Origin of the sequence: Pseudomonas nitroreducens (assembly GCF_024170165.1) — a bacterium.
Lineage (GTDB): Bacteria > Pseudomonadota > Gammaproteobacteria > Pseudomonadales > Pseudomonadaceae > Pseudomonas > Pseudomonas nitroreducens_C.
In genome coordinates this window covers 922,104-939,334 of record NZ_JALJXP010000001.1, presented here as the reverse complement: position 1 = coordinate 939,334, position 17,231 = coordinate 922,104, and the positions used below count along the sequence as shown (strand labels likewise).

The following is a 17,231-nucleotide window of genomic DNA, read 5'->3' as shown; positions in this document are numbered from 1 at the left end:
ACCACCCTCAACTTCGAATCTCTGTAAGTACTTGATTTTCAAGTTCTTTCAGCGCTTCGTCGCTGGGAGTGGTGCGCATTATAGGGAGTTTAAATCGGCCGTCAACGACTAATTTAATCTTTCTTCATTCAGCGACCAGGGAGACGCGAGCGAAAGCCTTCTTGCCAGCCTGCAGGACGTGGATAGCACCTACCTTGAAGACGAAGCTGCGATCCACAACCTCACCGTCCACGCGTACGCCGCCGGAAGACAGCAGATCGCGAGCCACAGCGGAGTTCTTCACCAGGCCTGCCTTATTAAGGACAGCACCAATGGGCAGGTCTTCCGCAGCCGCTACTTCTACCTCCGGCAGGTCTTCCGGCAGCTCGCCTTCCTTAAGACGGTTGCCAGCGGACTTGTGCGCGGAAGCGGCAGCTTCTTCACCATGGAAGCGGGCGACGATTTCTTCCGCCAGCTTGATCTTGATGTCACGCGGATTGGCGCCAGCCTCGACGTCCTTTCTGAAGCCCTCGATCTCTTCCATGGAACGGAAGCTCAGTAGCTCGAAGTATCGCCACATCAGGGTATCGGGGATGGAGACCAGCTTGCTGTACATGACGCCCGGCGCTTCCTGGATACCGATGTAGTTGCCCAGGGACTTGGACATCTTCTTCACACCGTCCAGACCTTCGAGCAACGGCATGGTCAGAATGCACTGCGGCTCCTGCTCATAGGCACGCTGAAGCTCACGCCCCATCAGCAGGTTGAACTTCTGATCGGTACCGCCGAGCTCGACATCCGCGCGCAGCGCCACCGAGTCATAGCCCTGAACCAGCGGATAAAGGAACTCGTGGATGGCGATGGACTGATTGCTGGCATAGCGTTTGCTGAAGTCATCGCGTTCCAGCATACGAGCAACGGTGTACTGGGAAGCCAGACGAATGAAATCAGCGGGGGAAAGCTGGTCCATCCAGGTGGAATTGAAGGCTACCTCGGTCTTCGCCGGATCGAGGATCTTGAAGACCTGGGCCTTGTACGTCTCGGCGTTGTCGAGAACCTGCTCGCGGGTAAGGGGTGGGCGGGTAACACTTTTCCCACTGGGGTCACCGATCATCCCAGTGAAATCACCGATCAGGAAGATCACCTGATGACCCAGTTCCTGGAACTGACGCAGCTTATTAATAAGGACGGTGTGTCCCAGGTGCAGGTCGGGAGCGGTCGGGTCGAAGCCGGCCTTGATACGCAGGGGTTGGCCGCGCTTGAGCTTTTCGATCAGCTCGGCCTCCACGAGAATTTCGTCTGCACCGCGCTGGATCAGCGCCAGCTGCTCTTCGACCGACTTCATTGCAGGTTCCTGTACGTTGCGAATTGCGAAAGGGAACCAACGATACAAGAACAGGCACTAAAAACAAGTTTTGCCCAGCGCCAGAAGACAGGACGTCAGAAGCCCGACATCAGGGTTGCTTCAGAGGGAATTTGGTTATATTTTAGGCAGTTATTTCACATTCCAAAAACACCACTCACGCCATGACGCAATCCGATCAGAAAGCGCCGTACTACCCGAAGAGCCATCTGCTGGCCGCAAGCGGTGTAGCAGCGCTCCTCAGCCTGGCTCTGCTGGTGTTCCCCTCGGCCGAGGTCGAGGCGAAGAAGACCACGCTCAATCTCGAGCTGGAAAACAGCACCGAGCAGATCCTTCAGGAAAAAGACGATCTTCGACCCAACGCGGTCACGGAAGACGACGGCTCTTCGCCTTTTGCACAGATCGAAGGCCAGCCGGACAACCAGAACAGCGCCGGAAAAGACGCGGAAAAGAACAACGATCTCGCCGATTCGACACAGCAACCCTCCCCCTCCGCTTCCGCAGAACCTGCCTGGAAAAGCGTGACTGTGGGCAAGGGCGACACCCTTTCCAACGTGTTCGCGAAGGCCGGCCTGCCGGCGAACGCCGTGCACGACATGCTTGCCGCCAGCAAGGACGCCAAGCAGTTCACCCGTCTTGATATCGGCCAGGACGTGGACTTCCTCATCGATGCCAAGGGCGAGCTGCAGGGCCTGAAGGTCAAGCGCAGCGATCTCGAGACCATCAGCCTGGCCAAGTCCGCCAAGGGCTACGACTTCAAGCGCGACCTGGTCAAACCCTCGGTGCACGCGAACTATGCCCACGGCCGCGTCGACAGCTCGCTGTTCGTCGCCGGCAAGAACGCCGGGCTGTCCCACGACCTGATTATGTCGATGGCCAACATCCTCGGCTACGACATCGACTTCGCCCAGGATATTCGCGAAGGCGATTCGTTCGACGTGATCTACGAGTCCCAGCAGGTGCAGGGCAAGCAGGTCGGTACCGGCAGCATCCTCGCGGTGCGCTTCGTCAACCGCGGCAAGGAATACACTGCGGTGCGCTACACCAGCAAACAGGGCAGCACCAGCTACCTGCGCGCCGATGGCAGCAGCATGCGCAAGGCGTTCATCCGCACCCCGGTGGACTTCGCCCGTATCAGCTCGCGCTTCTCTATTGGGCGTTTCCACCCGATCCTGAACAAGATTCGTGCACACAAGGGCGTGGACTACGCGGCGCCTATCGGTACACCGATCAAGGCGACCGGCGACGGCAAGATCCTCGAAGCCGGCCGCAAGGGTGGCTACGGTAACGCCGTGGTGATCCAGCACGGCCAGCGCTACCGCACCGTGTACGGCCACATGAGCCGCTTCGCCAAGGGCATCCGCTCCGGCGTGGCGGTGAAGCAGGGCCAGATCATCGGCTACGTCGGCATGACCGGTCTCGCCACTGGCCCGCACCTGCACTACGAGTTCCAGGTCAACGGCCAGCATGTCGATCCGCTGAGCGCCAAGCTGCCGACGGCAGACCCGCTGAGCGGTCCGGAGCGCAAGCGCTTCATGGCGCAGGCGCAACCGCTGATCGCGCGCATGGACCAGGAGAAGGCAACCTTCCTGGCCCTGAACAAGCGCTGAGTCATGCCGCTCTATCTGGGGGTGATGTCCGGGACCAGTCTCGACGGACTGGACATCGCCCTGATCGAGCAGGGCGAGCAGACCACTCTGCTCGCCTCCCACTACCTCCCCATGCCCGCGGCGCTGCGCGCCGATCTCCTGGCCCTCTGTTCTTCCGGCCCTGACGAAATCGCCCGCTCCGCGCTCGCGGAAAACTGCTGGGTACGCCTGGCTGCCCAGGGCATCAATGAACTCCTCACCCGCGAGAAGCTGAGCGCCAGCGCCATTCGCGCCATCGGCAGCCACGGCCAGACCATTCGCCACGAACCGCATCTGGGCTTCACCGTGCAGATCGGCAACCCGGCGCTGCTCGCCGAGCTGACCGACATCGACGTCGTCGCCGACTTCCGCCGCCGCGACGTAGCCGCCGGCGGCCAGGGCGCCCCGCTGGTACCCGCCTTCCACCGCGCGCTGTTCGGCAGCGATGGCCGCGAGTGCGCCATCCTTAACGTGGGCGGTTTCAGCAACGTCTCGCTACTCAGCCCTGGCAAGCCGGTTCGCGGATTCGACTGTGGTCCCGGCAACGTCTTGCTCGATGCCTGGATTCAGGAGCAGCGCGGCGAAGCCTATGACCGCGACGGCGCCTGGGCCGCCAGTGGCAGCGTTGACCAGGCACTGCTACAAAGGATGCTGGCCGATGACTTCTTCGCCGCCAAAGGCCCGAAGAGCACCGGACGCGAGCGCTTCAACCTGAACTGGCTGACCGCAGTCCTGGCCGACCACGGTCCCGTGAAGGCCGACGACGTGCAGGCAACCCTGCTGGAACTGACTGCGCAAAGCATCGCTGCGGCACTATTGGACGCGCAGCCCGGCTGCGAGGAAGTGGTGGTCTGTGGCGGCGGCGCCTTCAACGCAACGCTGATGCGGCGACTGGCCGCGCATATGCCTGGCAGCAGCGTGATCAGCAGCCTCGACCGCGGTGTACCGCCGGAATGGATGGAGGCCATGGCCTTTGCCTGGCTGGCCCATCGTTTCCTCGAACGCGAGCCCGGCAACTGCCCGGAAGTCACGGCCGCCAAAGGCTCTCGTATTCTCGGCGCGCTCTACCCCGCCTGAATCCGGTGCACAAACAAAAACGCCGCGCAGATGCGCGGCGTTTTTGTTTCTAAGGCGTCAGATCGAGAAGGACTGACCGCAGCCGCAGGTGGTCGCTGCGTTCGGGTTCTTGATAACGAACCGCGAACCTTCGAGGCCTTCCTGATAGTCCACTTCCGCACCGGCAAGGTATTGGAAGCTCATCGGATCGACCACGAGGTTGACGCCGTCGCGCTCGACGATGGTGTCGTCGTCCGCGGTGTCTTCATCGAAAGTGAACCCGTACTGGAAGCCCGAACAGCCACCGCCCGTGACGAACACCCGCAGCTTGAGGCGCGGATTACCTTCTTCGTCGATCAGGTTCTTCACCTTGTTCGCAGCGCCTTGCGAGAACATCAGCGGAGTGGGGGTGAAGGTTTCGATGGTCATGGTGAAAACTCTCCCGGCCGAGGCCGTACGTTACAACATTGCGGACCATTATCCGCTTACCCCAGAAAAACGGTCAACTAATCCGACTCATCCATTGGTCCAGATCAATTGACCGCCTCCCGGGGCAGTCTTTCCTTACGGCAGCAGCGCGACGTTGGACAGACCCAGGTGCTCGTCCAGGCCGAACAGGATGTTCATGTTCTGGATCGCCTGGCCGGACGCACCCTTCACCAGGTTGTCGATGACCGACAGGATCACCACCAGGTCGCCGCCCTGCGGACGGTGCACCGCGATACGGCAGACGTTGGCGCCGCGCACACTGCGGGTTTCCGGGTGACTGCCAGCCGGCATCACGTCGACGAACGGCTCGTTGGCGTAGCGCTCTTCAAACAGCTTCTGCAGGTCGACGGCACGATCAGCGACGCGCGCATAGAGGGTCGCGTGGATGCCGCGGATCATCGGGGTCAGGTGCGGAACGAAGGTCAGGCCGACATCGCCCTTGGCCGCACGACGCAGGCCCTGGCTGATTTCCGGCAGGTGACGGTGACCTTTCACCGAGTAGGCCATCATGCTTTCACCGGCTTCACAGAACAGCGAACCGACCTTGGCGCCACGACCAGCGCCACTGACGCCGGACTTGCAGTCGGCGATCAGCTGACTGGTATCGGCCAGACCGTTCTCCAGCAACGGGATGAAGCCGAGCTGGGTGGCGGTCGGGTAGCAGCCGGGAACGGCGATCAGGCGCGCGGACTTGATCGCCTCGCGATTCACTTCCGGCAGGCCATAGACGGCCTCGGGCAGCAGTTCCGGCGCGCCGTGGGGCTGGCCGTACCACCTGGCCCACTCTTCGGCGTCCTGCAGGCGGAAATCCGCGGACAGGTCGATCACCCGGGTACCGGTCGCCAGCAGTTCGCCGGCCAGCGCGTGGGCCACGCCGTGCGGAGTGGCAAAGAACACCACGTCGCACTCGCCCAGGCGCTTCACGTCCGGCACGCTGAAAGCCAGGCCGTCGTAGTGGCCTCGCAGGTTCGGGTACATGTCGGCGACTTTCACGCCCTCCTCGGAACGCGAGGTAATCACCTCGACGCGAGCCTGGGGATGCTGTGCCAGCAGGCGCAACAGTTCCACGCCCGTATAACCCGTACCGCCTACGATACCGACCTTGATCATCTGCCTGTCACTCCACCTATGGGGCCAAATTCAGGGGCAGTCATGATATGAGCCGCTGCCCCCGCTGAACAGAGCGAATGCACGCAGGTTTAGGAGCTTTTGGTCGGAGCCAGGGTTTCCTGCATCTGACGAGCGAGCGCGTGATAGATCGGCAGCGGGTTGAGGCGCGCCGATACACCACTGGCCAGCAGCGTGGCGGCGAGGATGGGGATCAGCATGTCCGGACTGTGGGACATCTCCACGGTGATCACCGTCGCGGTAAGCGGCGTCCGCGTGACCCCGGCCAGGTAGGCGGACATCCCCAGCAGCGCCACCGCCGGCAGGCTGGCCCCGGGGATCAGCGGCGTCAGCCAGGGCGCCAGGCTGGCACCGACGGTCAGCGAGGGCGAGAACAGCCCACCGGGGATGCCGGCGATGAAGGAGATCACGTTGGCGATGAACTTCCACAGGAGGAAGTCCTGCCCCACGACCGGCTGCCCCTCGAGGATCGATCGAGTCTCGGCATACCCGGTACCGAACACATGCTGCCCGGACAGCAGCCCGAGCAGCGCCAGCAGCAGCCCGCAAACCGCCGCGAAGCGGATCGGCCAGCGCCCGCGCCAGCGACTGATGAAACTGAGTGGCCCACGCTGGGTTGGCAGCACCAGGCGGCAATAGAGGCCGCCGAGCAAGCCACCGATTACGCCACAGGCGACCACGGCGATCCACGCCGGCCCCAGCGGCATGCTTTCCGAGAGACGGCCAAAATAGCTGTAGCTGCCCATCAGGCCGAGCGTGACCATCCCGCCGAGCAGGACGGCGGTGAGCACCAGCCCGCTGAAGCGTTGCTCGAAGGTACGGCTCAGCTCCTCGATGGCGAAGACCACCCCGCCCAGTGGCGTATTGAAGGCGGCCGCGATGCCCGCCGCTCCGCCAGCGATGATCAGGCCGGACACCGTACGCTTGTCGTACAGCCCCAGGCGGCGGCCGAGTGAATACATCAGGGCCGCACCGATATGCACGGTCGGGCCCTCGCGGCCGGCCGAGGCCCCTACCAGCAGCGCCAGGAGTGTCATCGCCAGCTTGCCCACGGCAATCCGCACGGACAGCAGGGCATTGCGGGTGCGGCTGCTGCGCTGTTCCAGCGCCACGATGACCTGTGGAATGCCGCTGCCACGGGTGTTCTTCAGCGCCCCCTGGGTCAGCCAGACCAGGCCGGCGAAGCCCACCGGGCAAAGCAGCCACGGCCACCACTGGCTGTGCGCGACCACGCCGCGGAAGGTTGCGCTGGCGAGGTCCGCCAGATGAGCGAAGGCCAGCGCCACCAGGCCTACCAGCAACGCACCGAGCCAGAAGGCCAGGTTGCGTCGCCACTGGCGCAGCAATGGATGTCTCGCCAGTGGACGCCTGGGGACGGTACGGGCGGACGAGTCACCAGTCGGCGCGCTGGAGCTCCCCGGCGGAGTAGGTTCTGACATGGGCACGAAGCCGGGCATCTTCCGGATGCCATGCGGCGCTCGTGGCAAACAGCCACGGACGGAAGAGCTCAGTGTAATAGACGCAGGGATGACGCCATTGCACGGCGCCACTACTATCGGCTCACCGTGATCCGAGGAAGTCCTGATGCTCTACCTGTGGTTGAAAGCCTTTCACATCATTGCCGTGGTCTGCTGGTTCGCCGGCCTCTTCTATCTGCCGCGCCTGTTCGTCTACCACGCCATGAGCGAGGACGCCGCCAGCCGCGAGCGCTTCTGCATCATGGAGCGCAAGCTGTACCGCGGCATCATGGGCCCGTCGATGATCCTCACCCTCGTCCTCGGCGCCTGGATGCTCTACCTCAACCCGGCGTGGCTGACCCAGGGCTGGATGCACGCCAAGCTGACCCTGGTGGTCCTGCTGATCGGCTACCACCACGCCTGTGGGGCCATGCTCAAACGCTTCGCCCGCGGCGAGAATGGCCGCAGCCATGTGTTCTACCGCTGGTTCAACGAAGTGCCGGTGCTGTTCCTGATCGCCATCGTGATCCTGGTGGTCGTCAAACCCTTCTGACCCCCGACAAGGAGACTGTCATGTCCCTGCCCGCCCTGCTCGACCGCCGCCTGCGCATTCCCCTGGTGGCGGCACCGATGTTCCTGGTCTCCAACCCGCAACTGGTACTGGCCTGCTGCAAGAGCGGCATCGTCGGCAGCTTCCCGGCACTGAACCAGCGCGAGAGCAGCGGTTTCAAGGCCTGGCTGGAAGAGATCGAGGCCGGGCTGGCCGCCGACCCGCAGGCCGCGCCCTATGCGGTGAACCTGATCGTCCACAACACCAACCCGCGCCTGCAGGAAGACCTGAAGCTCTGCGTCGAGCACAAGGTACCCATCGTCATCACCAGCCTGGGCGCGGTGCGCGAGGTGGTGGATGCAGTGCACAGCTACGGCGGTCTGGTGTTCCATGACGTCACTACCCGCCGCCATGCCGAGAAGGCGGCGGAGGCCGGTGTCGATGGTCTGATCGCCGTGGCCGCCGGCGCCGGCGGCCACGCCGGCACCTGGAGCCCCTTCGCGCTGGTCGCCGAGATCCGTCAGTTCTTCGACAAGACTCTGTTGCTGGCCGGCTGCATCAACCACGGCCACGAGATCCTCGCCGCCCAGGTACTGGGCGCCGACCTCGCCTACCTCGGCACCCGCTTCATCGCCACCCGCGAGAGCGCCGCTTCCGAGGACTACAAGCACATGCTGCTCAACGCCCGCGCCGCCGACATCATCCACACCCCCGCCGTCTCCGGCGTGCCGGCCAGCTTCATGCGCCAGAGCCTCGAGGCCGCCGGCTTCGACATGCAGCGGCTGAACGACAAGGGCGCACTCGACTACGGCGAGAAGCTCAAGCCGGTCAGCGACGAGGCCAAGGCCTGGAAGACCGTGTGGTCCGCCGGCCAGGGTGTCGGCGATATCCGCGACCTGCCCGCAGTGGGCGAGCTGATCGCGCGACTCGACCACGAGTACCGCCAGGCCCTGACCCGCAGCGCCGGCCTGTCCAACCAGCTGCTGGTCTGAGCTGCGGCACCGCTCACGATATATCCGCCGGGGCCGCTTGTTGGCCCCTGGCGGCCCGATTACGCTGTAGCGATTCCAACATAGCCAGAAGACAAGGATGCCCCGATGGATCAATCCCGCTTCAAGATCGTGTTCGACGGTGCGCTGATGCCGCAGACCCCCCTGGAAACCGCCAAGGAAAATCTCGCCCGCCTGTTCAAGAGCGACGCCGCGAAGATCGAGGCGCTGTTCAGCGGCCAGCCTGTCGTGCTCAAGCGCGACCTCTCCGGCGATGAAGCCGACAAGTACCTGCGAGCCCTCCACGGCGCCGGTGCCAACGCCCGCAAGGAAGCCGAAGGCATTGCCGGCTTCAGCCTGGTGGAAACCGACGACCATCCCAGCGAAGCGACCCTGGCAGCCCGCGCCGCCGGCGAAAGTAACAGCAACGAGCAGATGACCTGCCCCAAGTGCGGCCATGAGCAGGCCAGCGCCATCGAGTGCAGCGCCTGCGGCATCGTCATCGAGAAGTACCTGGCACGTCAGGCCGAACTGGCAGCCAACCCGGTGCCCACCGTGGCAGCCACGGCTCCGAGCGCGCCGGCCTCACCCTATGCGCCGCCCCAGGCGAAGGTCGGCGACGACCTGCCGGAATTCGGCGAACTGAAAGTCCGCAGCCTGTCCGGCCGGATCGGCCGGGTGCGCTACCTCGGCTGGTCCGCCGCGCTGTCCTTCATCGTCTTCGGCGCCTACCTGGTCGCCAGCCTGCTGATGGCCGTCTCGATGCCCCTGGGCGTGGCCGCCATCGCCGCAGTAGTCATCGCCGCCCTGGTCTTCAGCGTCCCCATCGGCGTACAGCGCCTGCATGACCTGGGCTGGTCCGGCTGGCTCTGGCTGGCCCTGCTGGTACCCTTCGTCAACGCCGTCCTCAGCCTGCTGATGCTGTTCATGCCCGGCGAACAGAGCGCCAACCGCTTCGGCCCGCCGCCACCGCCCAACAGCACCGGCGTCAAGGTCCTGGCCTTCTCCTGGCTGCTGTTCCCGGTGTTTGGCGGTATCCTCGCCGCCATCGCGATCCCGGCCTACCAGAGCTACCTCGAACGCGCCCAGGCGGCGCAGGCCTCGCAGCACCAGCAAGGCGACGAAGCTGCCGATCCGGCGGCCACCGCGGAGCCTTCCGACAGCGACTTCAGCAGTGGCGACACCGAAGGCGGCGACTCGGATCAGTAATGCAACAACCCGTGGCGGGCGTGGTCGAACGCCACCCCGTCACAGAGACTCCTGAATGCCTCGTTTTGCCCTCATCACCGGCGCCTCCAGCGGTATCGGCCTGGCGCTGGCCGAAGCCCTCGCCCGCCGTGGCCAGGCACTGATCCTGGTGGCGCGCCAGCGCGATGCCCTGGACAGCGCCGCCTGCGAGCTGTCTCAGCGTTTCGGGGTGGAGGTGCTGTTCCGCGTCTGCGACCTGTCCGAACCGCTGCAGATCTCCGGCCTGCTGCACGAGTTGGAGCAGAGCGGAAGGCAGATCGAGCTGCTGGTGAACAATGCCGGCGTCGGCACCTCCGGTGCCTTCATCGACCAGGACTGGTCCCGCGAGCAGGAATTGCTGGAGCTCAACGTCCTGGCCCTGGCGCGCCTGTGCCACGGCATCGGCGCGATGATGGAGCGCACCGGCGGCGGACGGATTCTCAACGTCGCCTCCATGGCCAGCCTGCTGCCCGGTCCGTGGATGAGCAGCTACTACGCCAGCAAGGCGTTCGTGCTGCATTTCTCCGAAGGTCTGCGCGAGGAACTCAAAGGGCGAGGCATCAAGGTCTCGGTGCTCTGTCCGGGGCCGACCCGCACAGCCTTCTACCGCAATGCCGACATGCGCCTGGGCAAGCTCGACGACGGCAAACGCGTCATGACGCCCGAGGAAGTGGCCTTCCTGGCCGTGAAAGCACTGCGTCGCGCGCCCGCGCTGATCATTCCTGGCTGGCGCAACCGCCTGTTCGCCTGTGGCGTGCGTCTGCTGCCGCGTTGGGCCATGCGCAAGCTGGCCGGGCGCATCAACCGCCAGGCGCTGGCGGGCTGAACCAGTACTGGGCGCAGCCGCCGCGCGGGCGCTAAACTCCTTCCCTGCCCTTTTCTACTCGGCCTGGCCGGAGGATTATTTCGTGGACTGCCTGTTCTGCAAGATCGTCGCCGGGCATATCCCCGCGAAAAAACTCTATGAAGATGATCAGGTCATCGCCTTCCACGACATCGGCCCGCAGGCGCCGGTACATTTCCTGGTGATCCCGAAGAAACACGTTTCCACCCTCAACGACCTGACCGAGGCGGACAAGCCACTGGCCGGTCACATCCTGTTCACCGCCCAGCGCCTGGCGAAGGAGCAGGGCTGTGACGAGGGTTTCCGCGTGGTGATGAACTGCAACGACCTGGGCGGCCAGACCGTGCACCACATCCACATGCACGTACTGGGTCAGCGCCAGATGCACTGGCCACCGGGCTGATCCTCAGTTGATCGGGCAGAAGAAGCTGCGCGCACCTCGGCAAGACCTGTCATCCGCCATCCGGTAAACTGCCGGGCGAATGTTCCTACTCGGAGGTGCGCCATGTCCGCCGACCGTCACTACTCCCCCACCGACCGCTTCCTGCTGCAGGCCGATGCCGCGCTGCGCACCCTGCTGCCCTTCAGCGGTCACCCGGGACGCCCGTCCCCCGCCATCGTCCAGCCCGATGCCGAGCTCAGCGACACCGATGCCCGCCACGTGGCCGGGCTGATGCGCATCAACCATACCGGCGAGGTCTGCGCCCAGGCGCTCTATCAGGGCCAGGCACTGACCGCCAAGCTGCCGAAGGTGCGCAAGGCCATGGAAGAAGCAGCCGACGAGGAAGTCGACCACCTCGCCTGGTGCGAACAGCGCATCCGCGAGCTGGGTAGCCGCCCCAGCGTGCTCAACCCGATCTTCTACGGCCTGTCCTTCGGCGTTGGCGCCGCCGCCGGGCTGATCAGCGACCGCGTCAGCCTGGGCTTCGTCGCGGCCACCGAGGACCAGGTATGCAAGCACCTGGACGAGCACCTGGCGGAAATCCCCGCCGAGGACCAGAAGTCCCGCGCCATCCTCGAACAGATGCGCCAGGACGAAGCACACCACGCCACCAGCGCCATCGAGGCCGGCGGCCTGCGCTTCCCGGCGCCGGTGAAGTTCGGCATGACACTGCTGTCCAAGGTGATGACCCGGTCCACCTACCGGATCTGATCCGGCCGGCAAAGAAAAGGGGCGCCCAGTGGGCGCCCCTTTTTCGTTTCTACTATCGAGCGTTACGAGCGCAGGAGAGACAAGGCGAAAAGTCGGGATGAAAGCGGAGTTTGCTGCAGCAAATGAGCATTTCAGCTCGGCTTTTCAACGCCGTATCTCCCAGCGCAGCAGCTCGATCAGCGCGGCATGTTACGCGCGTAGAAGATCTCCAGCATCTCGTGCCGTACGCGCTCTTCCACCTGCTTGCGCTGCTCGGGCGACAGGTTGCGGGTCGCGTCACCGAACAGGTAGTTGTCCAGGTCGAACTCCTTGAGCAGCATCTTGGTGTGGAACAGGTTCTCCTGGTACACGTTCACGTCGGTCATCTGATAGGCCTCGTACGTGTCGTCGGAAAGATAGTTCTGGATCGAGTTGATCTCGTGGTCGATGAAGTGCTTCTTGCCTTCCACGTCGCGGGTGAAGCCACGCACGCGGTAATCCACGGTGACGATGTCCGAATCGAACTGGTGGATGAGGTAGTTGAGCGCTTTCAGCGGCGAGATGACACCGCAGGTCGACACATCGATGTCCACCCGGAAGGTCGCAATGCCTTCCACCGGATGGATCTCCGGATAGGTGTGCACGGTGATATGGCTCTTGTCGAGGTGCGCCAGGATGGTTTCCGGTAGCGGCCCCGGGGATTCCTCGATCTGGCTGTCGGTCGGAGTGACCGGCTGCTCGGAGATCAGGATGGTCACGCTGGCGCCTTGCGGATCGTAATCCTGACGGGCGATGTTCAGGATGTTTGCGCCAATGATGTCGACAACATCGGTGAGGATCTGCGTGAGACGTTCGGCATCGTACTCTTCGTCGATGTACTGCACGTAGGCCTGCTGGTCTTCAGGCGTCTCGGCATAGCAGATGTCATAGATGTTGAAGCTCAAGGTCTTCGTCAGGTTGTTGAACCCGTGGAGCTTGAGTTTGCTTTTCACCGTGGGATAACTCTCATCAAATGCGGCTCTGCCGCGTGGTTGAGCATGCCCGTCAGATGCGTACGGCGGCACCTGCGTAGGACGGTTTACACCTCTTCGCGATGGCGATTGTGGTTGCTTGGTTTCGGACCGGATGGCCCTGAAAAAAGGTGGCGCATTATGCAGAGGTCAGGCGACCTCTGCCAGAGTTTGCGCACCCTTGATGATGAAAGGATGAAGGGGGCTGTCAGCCCAGTTCCACGATCTCGTAGTCGTGGGTGATCTCGACGCCGGCGCGGCCGAGCATGATCGAGGCGGAGCAGTATTTCTCGGCGGAAAGTTCCACCGCGCGCTTCACCTGGGCTTCCTTCAGGCCGCGCCCCTTGACCACGAAATGCACGTGGATCTTGGTGAACACCTTCGGGTCTTCGTCGGCGCGCTCGGCCTCGAGGAAGGCCTCGCAGCTTTCCACCGGCTGGCGGCCCTTCTTCAGGATGCTGACCACGTCGAAATTGGTGCAGCCGCCCAGGCCGAGCAGGAGCATTTCCATGGGGCGCACGCCCAGGTTGCGACCACCGGCATCCGGCGGACCGTCCATCACCACGACGTGGCCGCTGCCGGATTCACCGAGGAACATCGCCTCGCCCGCCCACTGGATTCGCGCTTTCATTGCAAGGAACTCCGCCGGAAAAAAAGGGGCGACAGCTTATCACAGGCCCCTAGCACGCCCAGTGGGAGCGATGGCTGTTACCCAGGTCTCATTTCCACACGGCAAGTATGCATTTATCACTTAAGCTGGCGCCGGTTTACTGGCACACTCTCGGAAATTGCCTACACGAACGTTCCAGACTTCCGATTGCTGGTAACACGTCGTCTGTTAAGCTCTTGCTGATTTACGTACATGCAAGACTGCTCAGCTAGGCAATCATGCCGCCCTGGGGATCGAGGGGGATCGCGCCAGGGACGCACGGCACTTCAGCTGAACATAAAAAATCATTAGCGCCTGTTGTGCAAAGGCCACTCTTTCTACTTTCCGGGACTCGGGCATGGTAGCTATTACCCTCACACCCAAAATCAAGAACCTCGACAAGTTGCTCGCGCACTGTCATCGCCGCCGCTTCACCGCCAAGAGCACCATCATCTACGCCGGTGACCGCTGCGAGAGCCTGTTCTTCATCATCAAGGGGTCGGTAACCGTCCTGATCGAGGATGACGATGGCCGCGAGATGATCATCGGATACCTCAACACGGGCGACTTCTTCGGCGAGATGGGGCTCTTCGAGAAGGAAGGCAGCACTGGCCAGGAGCGAAGCGCCTGGATCCGCGCCAAGACCGAATGCGAAGTTGCCGAGATCAGCTACGCGAAGTTCCGCGAACTGAGCCAGCAGGACCCGGAGATTCTCCTGACCCTGGGCAGCCAGATGGCGGACCGCCTGCGCAAGACCACACGCAAGGTCGGCGACCTGGCCTTCCTCGATGTCACCGGCCGCGTCGCACGCACCCTGCTGGACCTCTGCCAGCAGCCGGACGCCATGACCCACCCGGACGGCATGCAGATCAAGATCACCCGCCAGGAAATCGGCCGCATCGTCGGCTGCTCCCGCGAGATGGTCGGCCGCGTGCTCAAGAGCCTGGAAGAGCAGGGCCTGGTGCACGTGAAAGGCAAGACCATGGTGGTCTTCGGCACCCGCTGAAGATTCGCCAGAAAGCAAAAAAGCCGGCAATCGCCGGCTTTTTTGTGTCCGCAGAAAGCGTCAGTCCGGATCGGCGCCCAGCTTGACCTTGCTGCGCTCGGGGAAGAACAGGCGCTTGAGCTCGGTACCCGGCTCGTCGGCGCGCATGAAGGCTTCGCCGACCAGGAAGCCGAACACGTCGCTGACTTCCATCAGCTCGACATCGGCGCGGTTGAGGATGCCGCTCTCGGTGATCACCATGCGCTCGCGCGGGATTTCCGGCAGCAGGTCGAGGGTGGTCTCCAGGCTCACCTCGAAGGTGTGCAGGTTGCGGTTGTTGATACCGACCAGCGGGGTGTCCAGGGTCTTCAGCGCGCGCTCCAGCTCCGGGGCATCGTGCACTTCCACCAGCACGTCAAGGCCGACATCCTTGGCCACCGAGGCCAGTTCGGCCATGCGCACGTCATCCAGCGCCGAGACGATCAGCAGGATGCAGTCGGCACCGATGGCGCGAGCTTCCACCACCTGGTACGGATCGATCAGAAAATCCTTGCGGATCACCGGCAGCGAGCAGGCCGCGCGGGCTTCCTTCAGGTAGGCGTCGCTGCCGAGGAAGAAGTCGATGTCGGTCAGCACCGAGAGGCAGGCCGCGCCGCCCTCTTCGTAGCTGCGGGCGATATCGGCCGGGTCGAAGTTCTCGCGCAGGATGCCCTTGCTCGGCGAGGCCTTCTTCACCTCGGCAATCACCGCGGCCTCGCGACGCTTGGCGCGGTCCAGCAGGGCGTTGGCGAAACCACGAGGGGCGTCCGCCGCACGCGCCAGTTGCTCCACCTCAGCAAAGCTGACACGGGCGCGGCGTTCGGCGACTTCTTCGGCCTTGCGGGCCAGGATCTTCTGCAGAACCGTCGGCACACTCACTGTGCGTTCTCCTCTCGGTAAACGGCGGTGAAGGCCGCCAGCTCTTCCATTTTCTCCCGCGCCAGCCCGGTGTGCAGGGCGTCGTGGGCCAGTTGCATGCCTTCGTGCAGGCTGGTGGCCAGGTCCGCGGCGTAAAGCGCGGCGCCGGCGTTGAGCACGATCAGCTCGGCGGCCTTCTGCCCGGCCTCGGTCTTGCGCCGGCCGAGGGCGTCACGGATCAGCTCCAGCGACTGCTGCGGGCTGTCCACGGTCAGGCCGATCAGGCTCTGGCTCTTGATGCCGAAGTCCTCGGGCTGCACTTCGTATTCGGTGACCACGCCGTCCTTCAGTTCGGCGACGTGGGTCGGTGCGGCGAGGCTGAACTCGTCCAGACCATCACGGGAATGCACCACCAGGATGTGCTCGCTGCCCAGGCGCTTGAGCACCTCGGCCAGCGGGCGGCACAGCGCCTGGCTGAACACGCCGACTACCTGGTGCTTCACGCCCGCCGGGTTGGTCAGCGGGCCGAGCATGTTGAACAACGTACGCAAGCCCAGCTCGCGGCGCGGGCCGGCAGCGTGCTTCATGGCCTTGTGGTGGACCTGGGCGAACATGAAGCCGACGCCCACGGTCTCGATGCAACGCTTCACCTGGACCGGTTTCAGGTCCAGGTAGATGCCGGCGGCTTCCAGCAGGTCGGCGCTGCCGCTCTTGCCGGAGACCGCACGGTTTCCGTGCTTGGCGACCTTGCCGCCCGCCGCGGCGACCACGAAGGCCGCCGCCGAGGACACGTTGAAGATGTTCGCGCCGTCGCCACCGGTGCCGACCACATCGACCACGTGCTTGAGGCTGTCGAGCTCGACCTGGTCGGCCAGCTCGCGCATCACTGCCACGGCGCCGACGATCTCGTCGATGGTCTCGCTCTTCATGCGCATGCCCATGAGGAAGGCGCCGATCTGCGCGTCGGTGCACTGACCGGTCATGATCTCGCGCATGACGTCCTGCATTTCCTCGGTGGTCAGGTCCAGCTGGTTGACCACGCGGCCGAGGGCTTCCTTGATGTTCATGCGCGCACCCCGCCGGTCTGCTTGAGGAAGTTGGCCAGCATCTCGTGGCCCTGTTCGGAAAGGATCGACTCGGGGTGGAACTGCACGCCCTCGACGTTCAGCGTCTTGTGGCGCAGGCCCATGATCTCGTCGACCGAGCCGTCTTCCAGCGCCGTCCAGGCGGTGACTTCCAGGCACTCGGGCAGTGTCTCGCGCTTCACCACCAGGGAGTGGTAACGGGTCTGGGTCAGCGGATTGTTCAGGCCGGCGAATACGCCCAGGTCCTTGTGGAACACCGGGCTGACCTTGCCGTGCATGACCTGGCGGGCACGCACCACGTCACCGCCGAACGCCTGGCCGATGGACTGGTGGCCCAGGCACACGCCCAGCAGCGGCAGCTTGCCGGCGAAGCGCTCGATGACTTCCAGGGACACGCCCGCCTCGTTCGGCGTGCACGGGCCGGGGGACAGGACGATGCGTTCGGGATTGAGTGCGGCGATCTCGTCGACGCTCAGTTCGTCATTGCGAATGACGTGGATGTCGGCCTTCAACTCGGCGAAGTACTGCACCAGGTTGTAGGTGAAGGAATCGTAGTTATCGATCATCAGCAGCATGTCTGCTCGAACCTCATGATTGCACTGCTTTCGGATCGCGCCATCGTCGACACCCGTTGCGGCCTCGTAGGCTGCGCGAATCTGGCAATTATGCCAGCGGATGGGAGGAATGGACGCGTAAGAAGAGACCGGCGCTATGCCGGGAAAGAAGGAATCAGGCGCGCCAGCGCCAACGGGCGAATGCCTTG

The 17,231-nt window shown here is 63.8% G+C and carries 18 protein-coding genes; 9 read left to right on the top strand and 9 right to left on the bottom strand.

All coding sequences use genetic code 11. The features are described from left to right. Positions 1–124 precede the first annotated feature (124 nt). Complete coding sequence (gene tyrS, locus J2T47_RS04315) at positions 125–1,324, bottom strand: tyrosine--tRNA ligase (protein WP_253442675.1); 1,200 nt, start codon at positions 1,322–1,324, stop codon at positions 125–127. Positions 1,325–1,506: 182 nt separating this feature from the next. Between tyrS and J2T47_RS04310 the strand changes: the two genes are divergently transcribed. Further along, positions 1,507–2,952 carry a peptidoglycan DD-metalloendopeptidase family protein gene (locus J2T47_RS04310; RefSeq protein ID WP_253442673.1) on the top strand — a complete coding sequence of 482 codons (1,446 nt, stop codon included), beginning with the start codon at positions 1,507–1,509 and terminating at the stop codon, positions 2,950–2,952. Between the two features lie 3 nt (positions 2,953–2,955). After that, positions 2,956–4,047 carry an anhydro-N-acetylmuramic acid kinase gene (locus J2T47_RS04305; protein ID WP_253442671.1) on the top strand — a complete coding sequence of 364 codons (1,092 nt, stop codon included), beginning with the start codon at positions 2,956–2,958 and terminating at the stop codon, positions 4,045–4,047. A gap of 57 nt (positions 4,048–4,104) precedes the next feature. Here J2T47_RS04305 and erpA read toward each other — a convergent pair whose 3' ends face one another. From erpA to J2T47_RS04290, 3 genes are all read right to left on the bottom strand, one after another. Further along, positions 4,105–4,455, bottom strand: coding sequence for an iron-sulfur cluster insertion protein ErpA (gene erpA, locus J2T47_RS04300; protein ID WP_045212604.1), 351 nt, complete (start codon positions 4,453–4,455; stop codon positions 4,105–4,107). 135 nt (positions 4,456–4,590) lie between these two features. After that, positions 4,591–5,625 carry an N-acetyl-gamma-glutamyl-phosphate reductase gene (gene argC, locus J2T47_RS04295; RefSeq protein ID WP_253442669.1) on the bottom strand — a complete coding sequence of 345 codons (1,035 nt, stop codon included), beginning with the start codon at positions 5,623–5,625 and terminating at the stop codon, positions 4,591–4,593. 89 nt (positions 5,626–5,714) lie between these two features. Continuing rightward, on the bottom strand, positions 5,715–6,986 hold the full coding sequence (locus J2T47_RS04290; protein WP_253442725.1) for a chloride channel protein: 1,272 nt from the start codon (positions 6,984–6,986) through the stop codon (positions 5,715–5,717). A 241-nt stretch (positions 6,987–7,227) separates the two neighbouring features. Here J2T47_RS04290 and hemJ point away from each other — a divergent pair, with 241 nt between their 5' ends. From hemJ to coq7, 6 genes are all read left to right on the top strand, one after another. Continuing rightward, on the top strand, positions 7,228–7,653 hold the full coding sequence (gene hemJ, locus J2T47_RS04285) for a protoporphyrinogen oxidase HemJ (protein ID WP_253442667.1): 426 nt from the start codon (positions 7,228–7,230) through the stop codon (positions 7,651–7,653). A gap of 20 nt (positions 7,654–7,673) precedes the next feature. Continuing rightward, positions 7,674–8,642: an NAD(P)H-dependent flavin oxidoreductase gene (locus J2T47_RS04280; RefSeq protein ID WP_081520751.1), complete on the top strand. Its 969-nt coding sequence runs from the start codon at positions 7,674–7,676 to the stop codon at positions 8,640–8,642. Between the two features lie 105 nt (positions 8,643–8,747). Continuing rightward, positions 8,748–9,848 carry a DUF805 domain-containing protein gene (locus J2T47_RS04275; protein WP_253442665.1) on the top strand — a complete coding sequence of 367 codons (1,101 nt, stop codon included), beginning with the start codon at positions 8,748–8,750 and terminating at the stop codon, positions 9,846–9,848. 55 nt (positions 9,849–9,903) lie between these two features. Continuing rightward, positions 9,904–10,692, top strand: coding sequence for an SDR family NAD(P)-dependent oxidoreductase (locus tag J2T47_RS04270; RefSeq protein ID WP_253442663.1), 789 nt, complete (start codon positions 9,904–9,906; stop codon positions 10,690–10,692). Positions 10,693–10,774: 82 nt separating this feature from the next. Beyond that, positions 10,775–11,113, top strand: coding sequence for a histidine triad nucleotide-binding protein (locus J2T47_RS04265; protein WP_253442661.1), 339 nt, complete (start codon positions 10,775–10,777; stop codon positions 11,111–11,113). 102 nt (positions 11,114–11,215) lie between these two features. Further along, the gene (coq7, locus tag J2T47_RS04260; RefSeq protein WP_253442659.1) at positions 11,216–11,863 is read left to right on the top strand and encodes a 2-polyprenyl-3-methyl-6-methoxy-1,4-benzoquinone monooxygenase; all 648 of its coding nucleotides are present in this window, start codon (positions 11,216–11,218) and stop codon (positions 11,861–11,863) included. A 176-nt stretch (positions 11,864–12,039) separates the two neighbouring features. Here the strand turns inward: coq7 and speD are convergent, their stop codons facing one another. Next, complete coding sequence (gene speD, locus J2T47_RS04255) at positions 12,040–12,834, bottom strand: adenosylmethionine decarboxylase (RefSeq protein WP_138525630.1); 795 nt, start codon at positions 12,832–12,834, stop codon at positions 12,040–12,042. Between the two features lie 226 nt (positions 12,835–13,060). Continuing rightward, entirely contained in the window at positions 13,061–13,483 is a 423-nt protein-coding gene (locus tag J2T47_RS04250; RefSeq protein ID WP_015475289.1) for an OsmC family protein, read from the bottom strand. 376 nt (positions 13,484–13,859) lie between these two features. Between J2T47_RS04250 and crp the strand changes: the two genes are divergently transcribed. Continuing rightward, complete coding sequence (gene crp / locus J2T47_RS04245; protein ID WP_017517340.1) at positions 13,860–14,507, top strand: cAMP-activated global transcriptional regulator CRP; 648 nt, start codon at positions 13,860–13,862, stop codon at positions 14,505–14,507. A gap of 60 nt (positions 14,508–14,567) precedes the next feature. Here the strand turns inward: crp and trpC are convergent, their stop codons facing one another. The 3 genes from trpC to J2T47_RS04230 are packed head-to-tail and all read right to left on the bottom strand — an operon-like array spanning position 14,568 to position 17,043. Continuing rightward, a complete protein-coding gene (trpC, locus tag J2T47_RS04240) occupies positions 14,568–15,404 on the bottom strand; it encodes an indole-3-glycerol phosphate synthase TrpC (protein WP_253442657.1) in 837 nt (278 codons plus the stop codon). Continuing rightward, positions 15,401–16,450, bottom strand: a complete 1,050-nt coding sequence (trpD, locus tag J2T47_RS04235) for an anthranilate phosphoribosyltransferase (protein WP_045212631.1) — start codon at positions 16,448–16,450, stop codon at positions 15,401–15,403. Before trpD ends, trpC begins: the two co-directional genes overlap by 4 nt. Further along, positions 16,447–17,043: an aminodeoxychorismate/anthranilate synthase component II gene (locus J2T47_RS04230; RefSeq protein ID WP_253442655.1), complete on the bottom strand. Its 597-nt coding sequence runs from the start codon at positions 17,041–17,043 to the stop codon at positions 16,447–16,449. Before J2T47_RS04230 ends, trpD begins: the two co-directional genes overlap by 4 nt. Between the last annotated feature and the right edge of the window lie 188 nt (positions 17,044–17,231).

Bases quoted from the DNA above. Each gene is read 5' to 3' on its own strand.
- tyrS (WP_253442675.1), bottom strand. From the start codon at position 1,324: ATGAAGTCGGTCGAAGAGCAGCTGGCGCTGATCCAGCGCGGTGCAGAC.
- J2T47_RS04310 (WP_253442673.1), top strand. From the start codon at position 1,507: ATGACGCAATCCGATCAGAAAGCGCCGTACTACCCGAAGAGCCATCTG.
- J2T47_RS04305 (WP_253442671.1), top strand. From the start codon at position 2,956: ATGCCGCTCTATCTGGGGGTGATGTCCGGGACCAGTCTCGACGGACTG.
- erpA (WP_045212604.1), bottom strand. From the start codon at position 4,455: ATGACCATCGAAACCTTCACCCCCACTCCGCTGATGTTCTCGCAAGGC.
- argC (WP_253442669.1), bottom strand. From the start codon at position 5,625: ATGATCAAGGTCGGTATCGTAGGCGGTACGGGTTATACGGGCGTGGAA.
- hemJ (WP_253442667.1), top strand. From the start codon at position 7,228: ATGCTCTACCTGTGGTTGAAAGCCTTTCACATCATTGCCGTGGTCTGC.
- J2T47_RS04280 (WP_081520751.1), top strand. From the start codon at position 7,674: ATGTCCCTGCCCGCCCTGCTCGACCGCCGCCTGCGCATTCCCCTGGTG.
- J2T47_RS04275 (WP_253442665.1), top strand. From the start codon at position 8,748: ATGGATCAATCCCGCTTCAAGATCGTGTTCGACGGTGCGCTGATGCCG.
- J2T47_RS04270 (WP_253442663.1), top strand. From the start codon at position 9,904: ATGCCTCGTTTTGCCCTCATCACCGGCGCCTCCAGCGGTATCGGCCTG.
- coq7 (WP_253442659.1), top strand. From the start codon at position 11,216: ATGTCCGCCGACCGTCACTACTCCCCCACCGACCGCTTCCTGCTGCAG.
- J2T47_RS04250 (WP_015475289.1), bottom strand. From the start codon at position 13,483: ATGAAAGCGCGAATCCAGTGGGCGGGCGAGGCGATGTTCCTCGGTGAA.
- crp (WP_017517340.1), top strand. From the start codon at position 13,860: ATGGTAGCTATTACCCTCACACCCAAAATCAAGAACCTCGACAAGTTG.
- trpD (WP_045212631.1), bottom strand. From the start codon at position 16,450: ATGAACATCAAGGAAGCCCTCGGCCGCGTGGTCAACCAGCTGGACCTG.
- J2T47_RS04230 (WP_253442655.1), bottom strand. From the start codon at position 17,043: ATGCTGCTGATGATCGATAACTACGATTCCTTCACCTACAACCTGGTG.